The organism is Pseudomonas sp. H3_A02 (assembly GCF_054671965.1).
This window is the reverse complement of the sequence record NZ_CP162807.1, coordinates 4599051-4615409: the sequence shown is the minus strand read 5'-3', so window position 1 is coordinate 4615409 and position 16359 is coordinate 4599051. Positions and strand designations below refer to the sequence as shown.

The window sequence follows — 16359 nt, the reverse complement described above, 5'->3', positions numbered from 1 at the left end:
CAGATCTGACACAGGTGAATGGGGGCGCTTCAGCGCACCTTGAACCGCCCCATGATCGTATTCACCCGACTATTGGCGTCCAGCAGCTGCCGGGTGTTGGCCTCGCTGGCCAGGCCACTTTCCACCAGTTCCTCCACCATGTGGCGGATTTGCACCATGCTGCGATTGATCTCCTCGGTCACCGCGCTCTGTTGCTCGGCGGCCGTAGCGATCTGGGTGCTCAGGCTGTTGATCTGGCTGACCGAGCCGGCCATTTCGTCCAGGCCCGAGTTGACTCGGGAGGTCGCATCGGCCGCCGACTGGCAACTGGCCTGGGTGTTTTCCATGGCCGAGACCGACGAACTCACGCCTTGGGTCAGGCGGGTCAGCATTTCGTTGATTTCCGAGGTACTGGCCTGGGTACGGGCGGCGAGGGCGCGGACTTCGTCGGCCACCACGGCAAAACCACGGCCTTGCTCCCCGGCACGGGCGGCCTCAATAGCGGCGTTGAGCGCCAGCAGGTTGGTCTGCCCGGCGATGGCGCCGATCACGCCCAGGATCTCGGTGATGCGCTGGGCGTCCTGTTGCATGCTCTCGACCTTGCGGGTGGCGCTGGCGACTTCATCGATCAACGCCACCACACTGCTGGAGGCCTCACCGACCACGACGCGGGAGCGATCGGCATGCTCGTTGGCGCGTTGGGTGAACGCCGCAGTCTCGGCGGCGTTTTGCGCGACGCTTTCAGCCGTAGAGCTCATCTGGGTGATGGCGGTCACGGTCTGGTCGGTTTCCGAGGCGTGGCGCATCAGGATTTCGCTGGTATGGGCCGAGGTCCGTTGCAGATCGCCCAGGCTCGACGCCATGGCGCCGGTGGCCTGGGTGACTTCACCGATCATGCCTTGCAGGTAAGCGATGAAGCGGTTGACCGAATGACCAATCGCCCCCAATTCATCCTCGGCCCGGATGGTGATGCGTCGGGTCAGGTCGGCATCGCCGGTGGACAAGACGTCGATGTTGCCTTTGAGCACCTTCATGCGATTAGTCAACTGGCGGATCGCGTAGAGCTGCATCAAGACCAGCAGGATCACCATCGGGATCTGCAGCAGGCTCAACGTGCTCAGTACATCGTCGCGCTGGGCGGTGATCAGGCGGGTCGGCAATGCGGTCGCCAGGAACCACGGCGAACCTTCGATAGGGCGCATGAAGAAGGTGCTGGCCTCGCCCTTGTTGTCGAACTCGACCCGCTGCAACGGCTGGTCGCGCTGGGCCAGGCCCGCCTTGACCTGGGCGGCGAATGGCGAGGTGGCCGCCAGTTCGCTGATGTTCTTCAGCACGATCGGCCCGCTGATGCGCGAACTGTTGCTGATGATCTTGCCGTCGCCTTCGACGATCAGCATCTCGGCGCTCAGGTCGGCTTCCTTGCGTGCCACCAGCTCATTGAAGAAGCCCAGGGTCACGTCGATGGTGGACACGCCGTAAGGCACGCCGTTTTTCTGGATGGCCATGGCGCAGTTGGTGCGCGGTTCGGCGCTGGCGTCATCTTTATAGGCCGCAGCCCAGGCGCATTTGCCCGGTGGAGTGGCCATGCCGCCCTTGTGCCAGGGTTGTTCGTAATAGTTGGGCGCGGCGTCACTGTTCCAGAAGGTATTGACCACCAGTTTGCCGGACGCGTCGCGGTGCCAGAACGTGCTGAACTTGCTGCGACCCTCGGCCCGCTGGTTGGGCAAGGGCCAGATCCCGCCGCCGAAGACTTTCAACTCGCCGTACTGATCCACCAGCCCCGGCAACACTTTGTCGATGGCATCGCTGTCGAGCAGCGGGATGGTCTGGGTGATGCTGCGTTGCTGCGCCTGTACCTTGTTCAATTCGCCCTGGATCTGCTCGGCAACCTCGGCGATGCGGTTCAGGACCACTTGCTCTTCGGTGTGGCGCAGCTTGGGCGCGACCAGGTAACTGATGCCCACCACCGTCAGGAGGGACAGCACCAGCATGAAAATAACCAGAAACAGGGTGTAGCGTGCCTGAATAGTTCGGAATGAAGGCATGTGGGAAGTCCTTGCACGAAGGCGACTTTCTGGAGCAGGCGGATGGGCAGTCCTGACTATATCGGCCTGGGAGGACGCAGCTTTAGAGGTCAGTTGGTCGAGGGATAGAACGAGCGGATTGCACGAAGACACGCCTTCGGCTGTACCATGGGGGCCGTCGGCAACCCGTCATCCAGGCGATAGGGTGCGGACTTGACAAGCCTTCGGATACAGAACGGATACATTCAGGAAATTGGCAATGACTCATTCACAACGTTTGAAATACTCGATTCTGATCGTCCTCGTCGTCCTGGCTATCATGCTGGGGCTGTCCTGGATGCAGGGCAAGGGCATGATCAGCGAGCAGTTGTTTCAATACATCGCCATTGCCGTGGCGGTCATCGTGGTGGTGATCAACGGCGTAATGCGGCGCAAGGTCAAGCCCTGAGCGCCGGCTTCATTCCTCGGCCTCGAGCACGGCCATCGCGCTAGGGTGCAGGCGGTAGCTTTTATCGGCGTTGAGGGTCACGACCCCTTCGCTGCACAGGCGCTTCAATACCTCGCGAACGCTGAGAAAGGACAACGGAATGTCCAGCCCCAATAACTGGCTGTGCACACCACGCACACCCAGGCAGCGGTTTTCGTGGGCGGCCTTGAGCAGCGCGTCGATGACTTTAAGACGAATCAGGCTGGTCCTGAGCCCGAAGCTCTTGAGCAGGCGCCTGATGTGGTCATTGCCGCCGCGCTCTGGCGGCCTGTCGAATTCACGGTGAGTGGCGTTCAGCGAGACGCCGGTTGGCCTTGGCTTGCCCTCCATGGGCAGTTGCGCGTTACGCATGCAGAAACTCCTTACCAGCCTGATCAGAAAAGGTCACGAATACTCTCCTGTTATAGGACGAACGAGGACGCGCAATCATGAGGACGATGATGTGAAAAAATTGCTCCCGCTTCGTCAAACCCCCGTGTTCAAGCGGCGCAAGGCCATTAATTTTTTTTCATCCGGTTCGTTTTCAAGGTAGGCACATTCCGGTTCAGCACGCGGCGTGTGATTTCCCAGGCGGGCCGAGTGTTTGTCGACTGGCGCAGCGGCAGCCGTCCTGGTCTCTGAAGTTTTCATCAGGAGTGAACGTGAGAATGTCCGGGCAGTTATCGAGGGTTGGCCTTGCAGGCGCTTTTCTGGGGATCGCCCTCGGGCTCAGCCCCGTGGTCAATGCGCAGGACGATGGACAGCAGGCCAGTGCCGAGATCCGTCGCACCCGGTTTGGCGTGCCACATATCCGGGCTCAGGACGAACGTGGACTGGGTTATGGCATCGGTTATGCCTATGCCCAGGACAATCTGTGCCTGCTGGCCAATGAGATCGTCACGGTCAATGCCCAGCGCTCGCGTTACTTCGGGCCCGAGCAGGTCACGGTCGAGCAGCGGGAGAACCGCGCCAGCGATCTGTTTTTCAGCTGGCTCAACACACCGCAAGCGGTCTCCGGTTTCTGGCAGGCCCAGACGCCTCAAGTGCAACAACTGGTTGAAGGCTATGCGGCGGGCTACAACCGTGCGTTGGCCGAGCGCAAGGCCAAGGGCCTGCCTGAGCAATGCGCCAGTGAGTGGGTGCGGCCGATCACCGCGCTGGACCTGGTCAAATTGACCCGTCGCTTGTTGGTGGAAGGCGGCGTCGGCCAGTTCGCCGAAGCCCTGGCTGGCGCACAACCGCCTCAGGCGACGGCACTCGCCACTGCTCCGGCCGCGAGTTTCGCCGCTGCCGCGACCCGGCAGCAGCGTTTTGCCCTGGAGCGCGGCAGCAATGCCCTGGCCATCGGCAGTGAGCGCTCGTTTAATGGTCACGGCATGTTGCTGGCGAACCCGCATTTTCCGTGGGTGGGCGGCATGCGTTTCTACCAGATGCACCTGACCATTCCCGGCAAGCTGGACGTCATGGGCGCGGCGCTGCCGGGCCTGCCGATGATCAACATCGGTTTCAGCCAACACCTGGCCTGGACCCACACCGTCGACAGCTCAAAGCATTTCACCTTGTATCGGCTGCAACTGGACCCGAAAGACCCGACCCGCTACCTGCTCGATGGCGAATCCGTGCCGATGAGCCAGCAGACGGTCGCGGTGGACATCAAGCAACCCGACGGCCAGGTGCAGACGGTTTCCCGCGTGGTCTATGGCTCGCAGTTCGGCCCGATCGTGCAATGGCCCGGCCGGCTGGACTGGGACAACCGATTCGCCTACAGCCTGCGGGATGCGAACCTGGAAAACGATCGTGTGCTGGCCCAGTGGTACGCCATGAACAAGGCCGTCACGCTCAAGGATTTGCAGGACGCCGTCCATAAGATTCAGGGCATTCCCTGGGTCAATACCCTGGCGGTGGACGACCAGGGGCAAAGCCTATACATGAACGTGTCGGTGGTGCCGAACGTCGACGCCGACAAACTGACCCGGTGCAGCGACCCCCGGGCCGGGCTGCAACTGATCGTGCTGGATGGCAGTCGCAGCGAATGCGCCTGGGGCAACGATTCCAATGCAGTGCAAAAGGGCATTTATGCCGCCGACAAGCTCCCGCAGTTGCTGCGCCGCGATTATGTGCAGAACTCCAACGATTCGGCCTGGATGGTCAACCCTGCACAGCCGTTGTCCGGTTATTCCCCGGTGATCAGCCAGCAAGGCCAGCCGCTGGGCCTGCGGGCGCGTTTTGCGCTGCAGCGGTTGGGCCAGTTGGCCAAGGTCGGGCCGGTGAAGGTGGCAGATTTACAGCGGATGGTCATGGACGATCAGGTGTACCTGGCTGACCAGGTGATGCCGGACCTGCTCGGCGTTTGCGCCGGTGACCTGGAGCCCGAAGCGTCGGCATTGGCCGAGGCCTGCGCCAGCCTCAAGGCCTGGGATCGCAAGGCCGGCCTGAACAGCGGTGTGGGGTTCGTACATTTCCAGCAGATCATGGAACGGCTGCAGGCGCTGCCTGATTCATGGCGCGTTGCGTTCGATCCCAAAGACCCGCAACACACCCCGCGGGGCCTGGCGATCGAGCGACCACCGGTGCTCAAGGCTGTGCGCGAAGCCATGTTGGCTTCGGTTGCGGCGGTGAAGGTTGCGGGGTTGTCGAAGGACAGCCGATGGCAAGACGTCCAGGTGGCCAGCAGCGGCAGCCGACAGACGCCGATCCATGGCGGCCCCGGGGAGTTGGGCATCTATAACGCGATCCAGAGCGTGCCGGGGGCGAACGGCAAATGGGAGGTGGTCAGCGGTACCAGCTACCTGCAAGTGGTGACGTTTGACGGTAAAGGTCCGCAAGCCCAGGGATTGTTGGCGTTCTCCATTTCCAGCGACCCTGCTTCCCCTTATTCGGCCGACCAGACCCAGGCTTTTTCGCAGAAGCAGTGGAGTGTGCTGCCCTTCACCGAACAGCAGATCAAGGCCGATCCGGACTATCAGGCTGTGATTATCCGTGAGCGCGATGAGGCGGGCAGGGTGGCGACGCAATAATCGCTGTTGTACTTGCAGGCGAAGGGGCAGTCACATTCAAAATGGATGCAGGTTGACCCTCCGTCATCGCGAGCAAGCTCTGCTCCCACAGGAGATTTTTGGCGTTTGGGAAACTACAGGCCGGCAGCGATCCAAACTGTGGGAGCGAGCTTGCTCGCGATGAGAGCGGCACATTCAAAATCCAGTCAGACTGATCCACCGCTACCGCGAGCAAGCTTTGCTCCCACAGGGGACGCAATTATTGGGCCGGCCGCTGCCCGATGGAATTGAGCACCGGGTTGCCGTCCTTGTTCTGGGTCAGGTAGACCGGCAGGACTTTGGGCAACGAAGCCACGAGGTTTTGCACTTCGCTGATGTTGTACACACCGCCGACTCGCAGGCCGCCGGTGCTGTTGTCAGCCAGCATGACGGGACGCTCGAGGTAGCGGTTGATCAGCGGCAGCGCATCGCTCAGGGCCAGGTCATCCAACACCAACTTACCGTTGCGCCACGCCAGCGAACTGTCGTTGGGGGCTGTCTCTCGGACTTGGGGTTGGTGGTCGCCCGCCTTGTAGCTCGCCTGCATGCCCGGCGAAAGTTGCAGGCCGTTACGGGTGAGCGCCTGGTTGCTGGTGACCCTGACCGAACCTTCCACCAGGGTAACCCGCACCTGGTCCTGGTACATCCAGACGTTGAAGCGCGTACCGGTCACACGCACCTGGCCTTGGCCGGCGCGCACGACAAACGGATGCTGTTTGTCATGGCTGACGTCAAAAAACGCCTCGCCCTTTTCCAGGGTCACCCGGCGTTCGTTTTTGTAGTTGGCAAAGGTCAGCTCACTGCCCAGGTTGAGTTCCACCTGGCTGCCGTCCCCCAGGGTGATATGACGCACGCTCGTGCCGGCTTCGAACCGCTCGTAGGAATTGGCAATCCAGTCCAGGTTCCAGCCGGTGTAGGCAGCCAGGGGGAGGCCCACGACGAGCACTGCGGCGGCGACAGCCAACCGACTCCAGCTCGACCGAGACCTGGACGCTGGAGTGGCGGGCGTGGACTCGACGCGTGGCAGATGATCGGCAACATCCCAGATTTCCCGCATGGCTTCGTATTCGAACGCATGCAGAGGATCGGCATCGTGCCACTGCTTGAACGCCTGCCGTTCGGCATCGGTGCAGTCGACGGCATGCAAGCGCATGCACCAATGGGCTGCGGCATCGGTAATGGCGTCGTATTCGGCTTCCGAGAGGGTATGTTCGGTCATTGATTCGTCCTGGTTTGCCGCATTCTAACCTTCGGCATGAGCTGCCGAGAACTGCCGTCATGGCGTTTACGCATCAATGAGCCTGTTTTTTTCGCTCAAACACGGATCATGGCCTACCGTCGCATACTTGGCGTGAAAAAAAGATCAACAAACCGAACACTCCGAGCAAAAAAACGCGAGTCAGAATACGTCCGTCGAACGAGAAGGCGTCGAATCGAGTTGTCTCCCTAACTCACAGATGAGCAGCGTAAGGGAGTCGGCGTTTCGAAGTATGAGGTCGATGCGTTTGTCTGGCAAAGTTCGGTCCAGAAATGCATCACGCGCTGCGTCCATGGTGTTGGTGCCGGTAATCTTTAGAATCTCCCTGACCATATGTCTATGTCGGGGAAGGGTTTCCAGGCTCTTGAATGCATGGCTGGCACCGTCCCATTCCATGAACAGTTGTGTTCGTGGTGTGGTCAAGGAAAATCCATTGAGTTGTCGGTCTTTTTGTCCATCGTATTTCTTTTGCCCCAAATGCGTCGCTGTCGATATCAGGTCCAGAAACGGCAGCGCCGCGTCCACATAAGTAATATCGAGCGTATTGAAAAGCTGGTGGGATATTTCGTGGATGAGGGTCGCGCCCTGGGCGTGGGCGTCGACATCAAAGTATTCTGGTACGGCGCTCTTATACCAATCCAACCCGGTATTGAAGAAAAGCTGAGTGAGATAAATTCTTCCGTTGGCTGAAGGTCCGAACACAAACGCGCTCGCGTCATCGTCTATGTGTTTGTGGTTGCCGATAACCACGCGACCGGCGTTCTGTAGTTCCCAGGACGGATCAGCCAACGCCTGGCATATGGGCGAGACTGCGGCATGTATTTTTCTGATAAGACGGGCATCGACGGTGTCGACGCCAAAAAAAGACTTGAGAAAAGTATCCAGCCGAGAGCCCGAAGAAACCTGCCGTTTGAGTTGGGTCACGTTCTGGAGGGCATTGAGCGAGTAATACCTTGCCGTCTCCAACGCTTGAACAATCATATGTGCATGGTAAGGATATTTTCTGCGTATTTCAGCCATGCCCTTCGCGGCGATGTTGAGTGATCTACTGGCCTTGTAGTCGGTGTATGAATAGGCCAGGCTTGACATCACTTTGCCGTAGCGAATGGTCTGTTGTTCTGGATCGATCAACCATTTCTGACGGTCAGACGATTTTTTCAGTATTGGGCCTTCTCCGTTTTCATGAACGATGCGCCAGGCCTGATTGACGTTGGCTACCTGAAAGACTTTTCCGGCAATGGAGGCATAACGCTTGCCGGTTCCCATCGCTTCATAGGTTCCGTCAAACAGATTTCTTCGCAGGTTCAGCAGGCTTATATCTGTAGCTTCGAAGGCTTGCAGGTCGGTGCGAGCCGGGGCCGTGGAAGCAATTTCGTTCCAGTGGAGCGGTGCCGTCGCGGGGGTGGTTTGCGAGACAGGATCGAGCAGGCCGAATGTATCGTCGCGATTGAGCAGGCCCAGCGACACCATCTCGGCGGCGCCGGCGATGAAGTTGTGCAAGCCGGTTTTCCAGTCATGCGCTTGCAGGGCCTCGGAAGACGCCTTGAAGTCCTGGTAGCTTTCCCACAGCGTCTCTATGAACGTCAGTTTGCCCGGCAACTGTCTTCCCACTAACCGGATGCCCGAGCTGAACAGGTGCAAGGCAGTGGTCCAGTCGAATTGGCGCTTGTCCTGCGCCTGGGAACTCAACAGCTCTGCCAGCAACTTCGTGTTGTCATCGAACAGCGTGTCGAGCAGGTTGGTGCGGATAGGGTTGGAACCCAGGGTGATTTCCGAAAGGTGCCCAAGTGTCGAGGCGAACAGGTTCCTGAAAATGGCTTGCTGGTTCTCGGGAAGCCGGCGGATCAGCAGGTCCTGGAGCGCGCCGGGCGTGTTGAAGGCCGCGACCACGCTCGCTTCGTCCTTGAACTCGGTGAAGCAATGACCCGAGTGATAAGGGGAATACAGGACAAGGGGGTTGGTTGCCTGGGCGCTCGAACCCACCAGGTAGAGCCCCAATGCCTTGACCGCCGCCGCGCCGCCGGTCTTGATCAGCTCCACGGGGCGAAACAGCGCGCTGGCGCCTTCAACCGCGCTGCGGGCGATGGCGTCCGGCATATCCAGTACCTGGCGAATCAGGTCGAAGGCCTTGTTGGAGAGATGTTGCTGTAGGTGCCGTGCGTGAGCGTGTTGCAGCAGTTGCCAGGGTAATTGTTGACGGAACCGGCGCTTCCTTTGCTGGACTGGCGCGCCAGAGCCGGAAAGCGTGTCCACGACCTGTGTTTTATAGGCGGTGGAAATATCCAATGACGACAATATTTGCCTGACCGCCGTCTCGTTCAAGCCGTCAGGCAGTTTGCGCGGGGCGGTCGACGAAACCTTGAAGCCGTTTCGGGTCACATCGACGTGGTTCAAGGCAAAGTCGGTCAAGGCGCTGGCCGGCCCCACGACGGCAAGGTTCGGTGTGATCTGGAGGGTGTCGGGGTCGAGGTTTTTTCCAGGGAAGCGTGCGTCCAGTAACGCCCTGAGCTTTTTATGCACGTGGGTGCGCAATGGCTCGATACCGTCCAGGTAGTCCTTGGCATCGACCACGCTGTTCTTATATTGCTCGAGCAGTTCGATATGCAAGCGTCGATCTTCCAGGGACGCCGTGCCGAGCCAGGCGGGTAGTTTCTGTTGTCGCCTGTTGGCTTGGGCAATGTCCACGGCGCGCTTCAGGTTGGTGGGTGCGCCTTTGGCCAGCAAGGCGTCGAGACTGTTGCGCAACGCCGATCCGCTGAGTTTCCAATCCCCGACTTTCAATGTGCTCAAGTAACTGCGCTCGGCCTTGAACTGTTCGATGAACGACTTCATCCGATTGACCAGCACATTGTCTTCCAGCAGTTCATAGGCCTGGAGCTGGTAGCGTCCGTGGGGTATGCGTTGCGCGGGCGCCAGGTTCGACAGCCAGGCAAAGCGTTTTCGAGTGTTCAGCAGATTCTTGTTCAACTGCTCCGTGGCCAGGTCGACGCTCGTAAAAGCCTGTAGGCCGCTGGTGGGGGACCAAAGGATGGCCATGCCCGAGTAGGGGGTATCCAGACCGCCGCGCTCGGTCAGTAAAAAGCAGTTGGGCAGGCGCAGGGAAACCGCGCGCCCTTCAGCGTGGCACGTCAGCTTCAACGAATAGACATCCGGTCGAAAGCCTCTGACGCCCAGGCGCTGCGTACGGTCCGGGTGGTCGGCGTCATGGGCGAAAACGTTCCTGATCAAGTCATGGGCGGCTGCCGGTAGCGTTCCGTCACGTTCTCTGAGTTCGGCCTCGGCGCGCAGGCCCAGTGAGAAAGCGTTGGTCAGTTCAGGCAGCAGCTTGTCCAGCCCGCTTTGCAGCGCGGCCGTGTTGGCGGGCGGCAACTGGATGAAGCGGGTGTGAAAAGTGTCTTCGACATCGGTGTAGCTCTTGATCTTCCTCTCCAGTTGGTCGGCCATGAAGTTGGACGGTCGCAGCTCTCCGTAAAACGCCGGTCGCGTGCCCCAATGCCCATCGGTTTTCTGATCCAGCAGGCTTTTGTTGATCAAGGTGCGGATATCCAGCGCCTTGTCGATGAGTGAGTGGAGGTTGACGTCGCCCTGGCGGGACATTTCCAGCGCGTAGTGAAGATTGTCCAGTTGCTTGGCAATGATCCCGTCAGCCAGGGTCTCGGCCACCGGCAAGTCCACTGATTCGCCTGACACTTGCGGCTGGTCGAAGCGCAGGAAACGGTTACGTTCCTCCAGGCTCAAGAGGTTGTAGAGCGCTTGCCTGGGCTCGGTGTGGGCGGGGGTGTTGAGCAACGCGTCCTTGAAACCCAGGTAATTGGCGACTTTTTGCAGGCCGTGGTTGGGGGTGTAGAGGTAATGGTCCTTGCCGCTGATCATCAACGAACCGGCCAATTCGACGAAGTGCGGTTGATATTCCCAGAGACGAATCGTTTCGATGAACAGCAGTGGTTCGTCCCGACGGGAGGGCCTGAACAGGCGAAGCAGTTCCTGGTTTTGCGCTTCGGTCAGTTGCCCTTTCTCGCGCGCGATCAGGATCGCGGCCCGCAATGCGTCACGAATGACCCGGGCAAGAAAGTCGCGGCGCGACCGGTGGAACGGGCTGTTCGCCTGCCAGTAGGTATTGATGTATTGGCTGAGTGTGGGGATCAGGTTCCTGGCCGTGGCCTTGATGATGCCTTCCCATTGTTGCGCTGTGTGTGCGCTCGTGCCGGGGTGAGTCAGGTCGACGTCATGCCCGGCGGGCCAGCCCTGATGGTGGAAGTACACCAGCACGGCGTCGCTCAGCGCAATGCTTTCAGTGACTGGGATTGCGTGGGTATCGCCCAGCGGGACGCCTTTGCGCAGGGCTACGCGGGCCTGTCGTTGATCGAAGTTGGGCAGCTGTTCGTTTAACGCCTGGTCCAGCATTGAGGTCAGTGTGGGCAGTTTGATCAGCTCATCCACCATGGCCAGGGCATTGAGGCTCTGGGCGTATTCGATGGCTTCGATCTGCGCCTTGAAAACGTCTCCGTTGATGATCTGGCTGGTTTGGGTGATGTCGGTCGTGCTGTTCAGTTCGCTGCGTTGGGAAATCGACAGGTAGCGAAAAAGATCCTCGCGCCCCGCGGTGTCCTGCAGCATCTCATCGATCTTGTTTTCGAGGGCGTGCGAGTCGTTGAATTTGCGGATCCCTCTGTCCGGTGTGTAAAGGAAGGCGGGCTTGACGTCGCTATCTGGCAGGGCCTTGAGGGTAAAGCAGCCGGCCAATGGGATAGGCACCTTGTTGTCGGCTTGGAGCAGAATCGTTTCGGCGGCCATCGGCGGCGTCTGCGCCGCACGTTGCGTATGGCTGGGCAGGGCGACATGGTGCAACCAGTCGAGGTCGGCCTGGGTCAGCCCATGAAGCGCGTTCAACTCATCCAGGCGAGTGGCGTTCAATATCTCGGGAAATAGCAGTGGCGTGGTTTCAGTGGTCATCGTTGCTTCTCTATCAAGGCGCCGCAAGACGGCGCGGAAGCAGCCAGACTAGGCAACGATGGATGGGCAACGGTGGTACATAGTTATTGCACGCAGGACTTCTTTGATCTGCGCTGGGGAAGGATTGACAGTGCGCGCCTGAAACAGTGTTTAATCACCGGGCGGGTCCTTTACGCTGTCGCTACCTCCAACAATCATTCTGGAGCTTCAGATGTCTGCGCCATCCGATCATGCCGCTTCTTGCACCCTGTCCTTCGATGCTCTGGTGAGCTTGCTGGAGAAGATTTTCCTGCGTCATGGCACGTCGACCGACGTCGCCCGGTGCCTGGCTGAAAACTGCGCCGGGGCCGAGCGCGACGGTGCCCATAGCCATGGGGTGTTTCGCCTGCCCGGTTATGTCTCGACGCTGAACAGTGGCTGGGTCAATGGCAAGGCCGTGCCAGTGGTCGAAGACGTGGCGTCAGGGTTCGTCGCGGTGGATGCCGGTAATGGCTTTGCCCAGCCAGCCTTGGCTGCGGCGCGGCCATTGCTGGTGGAAAAGGCCCGCAGCGCCGGCATCGCCGTCCTGGCCATTCGCAATTCCCATCACTTCGCGGCGCTCTGGCCGGATGTCGAGCCGTTTGCCTACGAGGGCCTGGTGGCGTTGAGCGTGGTCAACAGCATGACGTGCGTGGTGCCCCATGGCGCGGATCGTCCATTGTTCGGCACCAACCCCATCGCCTTTGCCGCGCCACGAGCCGACGGTGAGCCGATTGTCTTCGACCTGGCCACCAGCGCCATCGCCCACGGCGACGTGCAGATTGCCGCGCGCAAGGGTGAGTTGCTGCCGCCGGGCATGGGCGTGGACAGCCTCGGGCAGCCGACCCGCGACCCCAAGGCGATTCTCGAAGGCGGCGCGCTCCTGCCGTTTGGTGGGCACAAGGGCTCGGCGCTGTCGATGATGGTCGAGTTGCTGGCGGCCGCCCTGACAGGCGGGAATTTTTCCTTCGAGTTCGACTGGAGCAATCATCCGGGCGCCAAGACGCCATGGACCGGCCAGCTGTTGATCGTGATCGACCCCAGCAAGGCCGCCGGGCAAGACTTCGCCGAGCGCAGCCGGGAACTGGTCAGGCAGATGCATGGCGTCGGGCTGCGGCGGTTGCCGGGCGACCGTCGTCATCGCGAGCGCAGCAAGGCCAATGAGCAGGGGATTACCCTGGATGAGCAGACATTGGCGCAGTTGCGGGAATTGGCGGGCATTTGAACCACCGGCGGTGGCAGCCAGGGTGGTTGCCACCGGCGTTTATCACGGCTCCGCGTCAATGCCTTGCCGTGACACGTTGCGCCAAGCCTTTTACTATGACGGCTTCTTTTCTCTGGAATCGCCTGGATGAGTAAGCCCGGCCAAACGGTGCTGGTTGCGCTGCGCAAGATGATCGCCTCGGGTGAGCTGGCCGCTGGCGAGCGCTTGATGGAAATCCCCACGGCCGAGTTGTTCGGCGTTTCGCGCATGCCGGTGCGCATGGCGTTCCGCACCCTGGAGCAGGAAGGGCTGCTGGTGCGTTTTGGCGGGCGAGGGTTCCAGGTGCGTTCGGTCAGCGCCGAGCAAATCGCCGGGGCTGTGGAGGTACGTGGCGTGCTGGAGGGCCTGGCGGCACGGCAGACGGCCGAGCATGGTTTGTCTGAAGAAGCGCGCGCGATACTTGAGCAATGCCTGGTGCAGGGCGATGAACTGTTCGCCAAAGGTTATGTGACCGAGGATGACCTGGAGGTCTATCACGACCTCAACATGCGCTTTCATCAGGTGATTGTCGAAGGCAGCCACAACCCGGCGATCGCCGACGCCCTGGCGCGCAACGATCATCTGCCATTCGCCTCAGTCACCGCCCTGGCGGTGGACCGCCAGAACATGGCCGGCGAGTTTCGCCGCTTCAACTATGCCCACATGCAACACCATTCCGTGTTCGACGCACTGATCAATCGTCAGAGCGGCCGTGCCGAGGCGATCATGCGCGAGCATGCCAATGCGACCCTGCGCTACGCCGAAGTGTTCGGCTCGGCATTGGCTGACGAGCGGATGACGGTGATTCTGCGTTCGGAGTAACCCGCCCGGTTGCAGGTAACGGCTGGACTGTCATTCACCATAAATCCCCTGTGGGAGCGAGCTTGCTCGCGATTGCGGTGTGTCAGTCGCCATCAATGTTGCTGAGCTGACGCCATCGCGAGCAAGCTCGCTCCCACAATGGTTTTCGTGTGATTGGAGGACTTGTACTCACCACAAGTCCCCTGTGGGAGCGAGCTTGCTCGATTGCAGTGTGTCAGTCGCCATCAATGTTGCTGAGCTGACGCCATCGCGAGCAAGCTCGCTCCCACAATGGTTTTCGTGTGATTGGAGGATTTGTATTCACCACAAATCCCCTGTGGGAGCGAGCTTGCTCGCGATTGCGGTGTGTCAGTCGCCATCAATGTTGCTGAGCTGACGCCATCGCGAGCAAGCTCGCTCCCACAGTGTTCCGTGTTGTTCAGATGTTAGAGGTCGAGCACCAACATCGGGGTCTTCGATCTGGAGCAACACGGGGTGAACTGGTCGTTGCAGGCCTGCTCGGCTTCGGTCAGAAACATGTCCCGATGTTCCGGCACACCTTCCAGCACCCGCGTCAGGCAGGTGCCGCACACACCTTGTTCGCATGAGATCGGAATCTCGATGCCATGGCTCTCCAGCACCTGCACCACGCTGCGGTCCGCCGGCACGTCGAACACCTGGCCGCTGCGGGCGAGCTTGACTGAAAAACTGCCGTCGGCGCGGGTGTCGGTAGGGGCGGCGGCGAAGTATTCGCGGTGCAGGCGGTCTTCCTGCCAGCCCTGGCCCTTGGCGGTGTCGAGCACGTGCTGCATGAAACCACCGGGCCCGCACACGTAGAGATGCAGGTCGTTATCGGGTGCGGCCAACACCCTGGCGGCGTCCAGCAGGGTTTCTGGTTCTTCATCGAAATGCAGAAACACCCGGTCAGCGTAAGGGGCTTGGCGCAGGCGTTCGACAAAGGCCGCACGGTCTCGGGAGCGGGCACAGTAATGCAGCTCGAACGTCGCACCGCTCTGGGCCAGGTGCTCGGCCATGCACAGGATTGGCGTAATGCCGATGCCTCCGGCAAACAGCAGGCTGCGTCGGGCGTGGGGAGCAAGCGAGAACAGGTTGCGTGGTTCGCTGATGTGCAAGCGCATGCCGGGCTGGATCTGTTCGTGCAAGCTGCGCGAACCACCGCGGGACGCCGGGTCCTTGAGCACGCCAATGAGGTAGCGATGCCGTTCCTCGGGATGATTGCACAGCGAGTACTGGCGAGTCAGCCCACCGGGCAAGTGCACGTCGACATGGGCACCGGCGGTGAAGGCCGGCAATGGCTCGCCGTCGACACGGGTCAGTTCGTAGCTACAGATATCGAGGGCCTCGTTGTGTCGCGCCGTGACCTGGACTTCGATCATGGCCGTTGCTCCGCCGGTTGCGGCTGATGACTGCTGGCGATCAAGCCGGCTTGAGGCTCGCGCTCCCGTGCGATCCAGCGCTCCAGCACCCGCCGGGACTGCACGCCGCCGGCATCGATGTTGAGCTTGAGCAAGTTGCGCTGCGGGTGGTCCAGCAGGTTGCGCTGCTGGCGTTCGAGCATTTCCAGGTCTTCGCTGAAAATCTTGCCTTGGCCTTCGCGAATGGACGCGGTGAGGGCTTCATCCTGCGGTTGGAAGTGCCGGGCCATGCCCCAGAAATACCAGATCGAGGTTTCGGTTTCCGGCGTGATGAAATCCACCACGATGCTCGACGCCTTGAATTGCGGCGCGGCGTGATAACCGCCGTTGCCGGCGTGGGCCACGCCCACTTCGATCAACACATGGCTGGGCGGGGTGAAACGGCAGATCTGCCAGCGGTCCACCGGCACGTCATCGGCCAGGTTGTTGCCGCGCAAGGCCATGCGCCAGAACGGCGGGGCCATGATGTTTTCCATATGCCGGGCGGTGACCACTTCATCACCTTCGACGGTGGTCACCGGCGGCGCCTCGTCGATTTCCTTCTGGCCGATGCTCGAGGCGTGGACATAGGTTTCGTGGGTCAGGTCCATCAGGTTGTCGATCATCAGGCGATAGTCGCACTGGATGTGGAACAGGCCACCACCGTAGGCCCATTCATCGCTTTCAGCCCATTCCAGGTGATGGATCAGTGCCGGGTCCGCCAGCGCCTGGTCACCGGGCCAGACCCAAATGAAGCCATACCGTTCCCGCACCGCAAAGGTCTTGTTGCAGGGGAATCCCCGTACCCGTTGCCCCGGCATCTCGACGGTCTTGCCATCACCACCCATCACCAACCCGTGATAGCCGCATACCAGGTTGCCGTTTTCGACGTACCCCAAGGAAAGCGGGGCGCCGCGATGGGGACAGAAGTCTTCCACGGCTGCGACCTTGCCTGCATGCCCCCGGTAGAAAACCATCTTTTCACCACAAATCTGGCGACCCAGGGGTTTGTCGGCGATTTCATCGGGGGTGCAGGCAACGTACCAGGCGTTTTTGGGGTACATGACGGATCTCCAGGCGGATGTTGTTTTTATCTGTGGATCCATTAACTCTCTTAACTAGTTTAGTTGTCAACGGTTTTGCTGGGTAAGTTGACGATTGTCTATC

General features: G+C 60.4%; 10 protein-coding genes. 4 read left to right on the top strand and 6 right to left on the bottom strand.

Annotated elements, in window-relative coordinates; translation table 11 throughout:
- Positions 1-29: 29 nt before the first annotated feature.
- On the bottom strand, positions 30-2024 hold the full coding sequence (locus tag AB4N80_RS20245; protein WP_460078492.1) for a methyl-accepting chemotaxis protein: 1995 nt from the start codon (positions 2022-2024) through the stop codon (positions 30-32).
- Between the two features lie 238 nt (positions 2025-2262).
- Here AB4N80_RS20245 and AB4N80_RS20240 point away from each other — a divergent pair, with 238 nt between their 5' ends.
- A complete protein-coding gene (locus AB4N80_RS20240; protein ID WP_042731964.1) occupies positions 2263-2451 on the top strand; it encodes a hypothetical protein in 189 nt (62 codons plus the stop codon).
- A 9-nt stretch (positions 2452-2460) separates the two neighbouring features.
- Here the strand turns inward: AB4N80_RS20240 and AB4N80_RS20235 are convergent, their stop codons facing one another.
- Positions 2461-2841: a fe2+ zn2+ uptake regulation protein gene (locus AB4N80_RS20235; RefSeq protein WP_122568560.1), complete on the bottom strand. Its 381-nt coding sequence runs from the start codon at positions 2839-2841 to the stop codon at positions 2461-2463.
- Positions 2842-3137: 296 nt separating this feature from the next.
- Here AB4N80_RS20235 and pvdQ point away from each other — a divergent pair, with 296 nt between their 5' ends.
- Positions 3138-5486: a bifunctional acylase PvdQ gene (gene pvdQ / locus AB4N80_RS20230; protein WP_460078488.1), complete on the top strand. Its 2349-nt coding sequence runs from the start codon at positions 3138-3140 to the stop codon at positions 5484-5486.
- A 238-nt stretch (positions 5487-5724) separates the two neighbouring features.
- On the opposite strand, the gene AB4N80_RS20225 is transcribed toward pvdQ, so the two are convergent.
- Positions 5725-6723 carry a FecR family protein gene (locus AB4N80_RS20225; protein ID WP_305471014.1) on the bottom strand — a complete coding sequence of 333 codons (999 nt, stop codon included), beginning with the start codon at positions 6721-6723 and terminating at the stop codon, positions 5725-5727.
- A 180-nt stretch (positions 6724-6903) separates the two neighbouring features.
- Entirely contained in the window at positions 6904-11715 is a 4812-nt protein-coding gene (locus AB4N80_RS20220; protein WP_460078484.1) for a dermonecrotic toxin domain-containing protein, read from the bottom strand.
- Between the two features lie 211 nt (positions 11716-11926).
- Here AB4N80_RS20220 and AB4N80_RS20215 point away from each other — a divergent pair, with 211 nt between their 5' ends.
- On the top strand, positions 11927-12958 hold the full coding sequence (locus tag AB4N80_RS20215) for an Ldh family oxidoreductase (RefSeq protein ID WP_122568564.1): 1032 nt from the start codon (positions 11927-11929) through the stop codon (positions 12956-12958).
- A gap of 126 nt (positions 12959-13084) precedes the next feature.
- On the top strand, positions 13085-13798 hold the full coding sequence (locus AB4N80_RS20210) for a GntR family transcriptional regulator (protein ID WP_092164402.1): 714 nt from the start codon (positions 13085-13087) through the stop codon (positions 13796-13798).
- 425 nt (positions 13799-14223) lie between these two features.
- On the opposite strand, the gene AB4N80_RS20205 is transcribed toward AB4N80_RS20210, so the two are convergent.
- Positions 14224-15174 (bottom strand): PDR/VanB family oxidoreductase, encoded by a 951-nt coding sequence (locus AB4N80_RS20205; protein ID WP_460078480.1) that lies wholly within the window; start codon positions 15172-15174, stop codon positions 14224-14226.
- Positions 15171-16256, bottom strand: coding sequence for a Rieske 2Fe-2S domain-containing protein (locus AB4N80_RS20200; RefSeq protein ID WP_460078477.1), 1086 nt, complete (start codon positions 16254-16256; stop codon positions 15171-15173). Before AB4N80_RS20200 ends, AB4N80_RS20205 begins: the two co-directional genes overlap by 4 nt.
- Positions 16257-16359 lie beyond the last annotated feature (103 nt).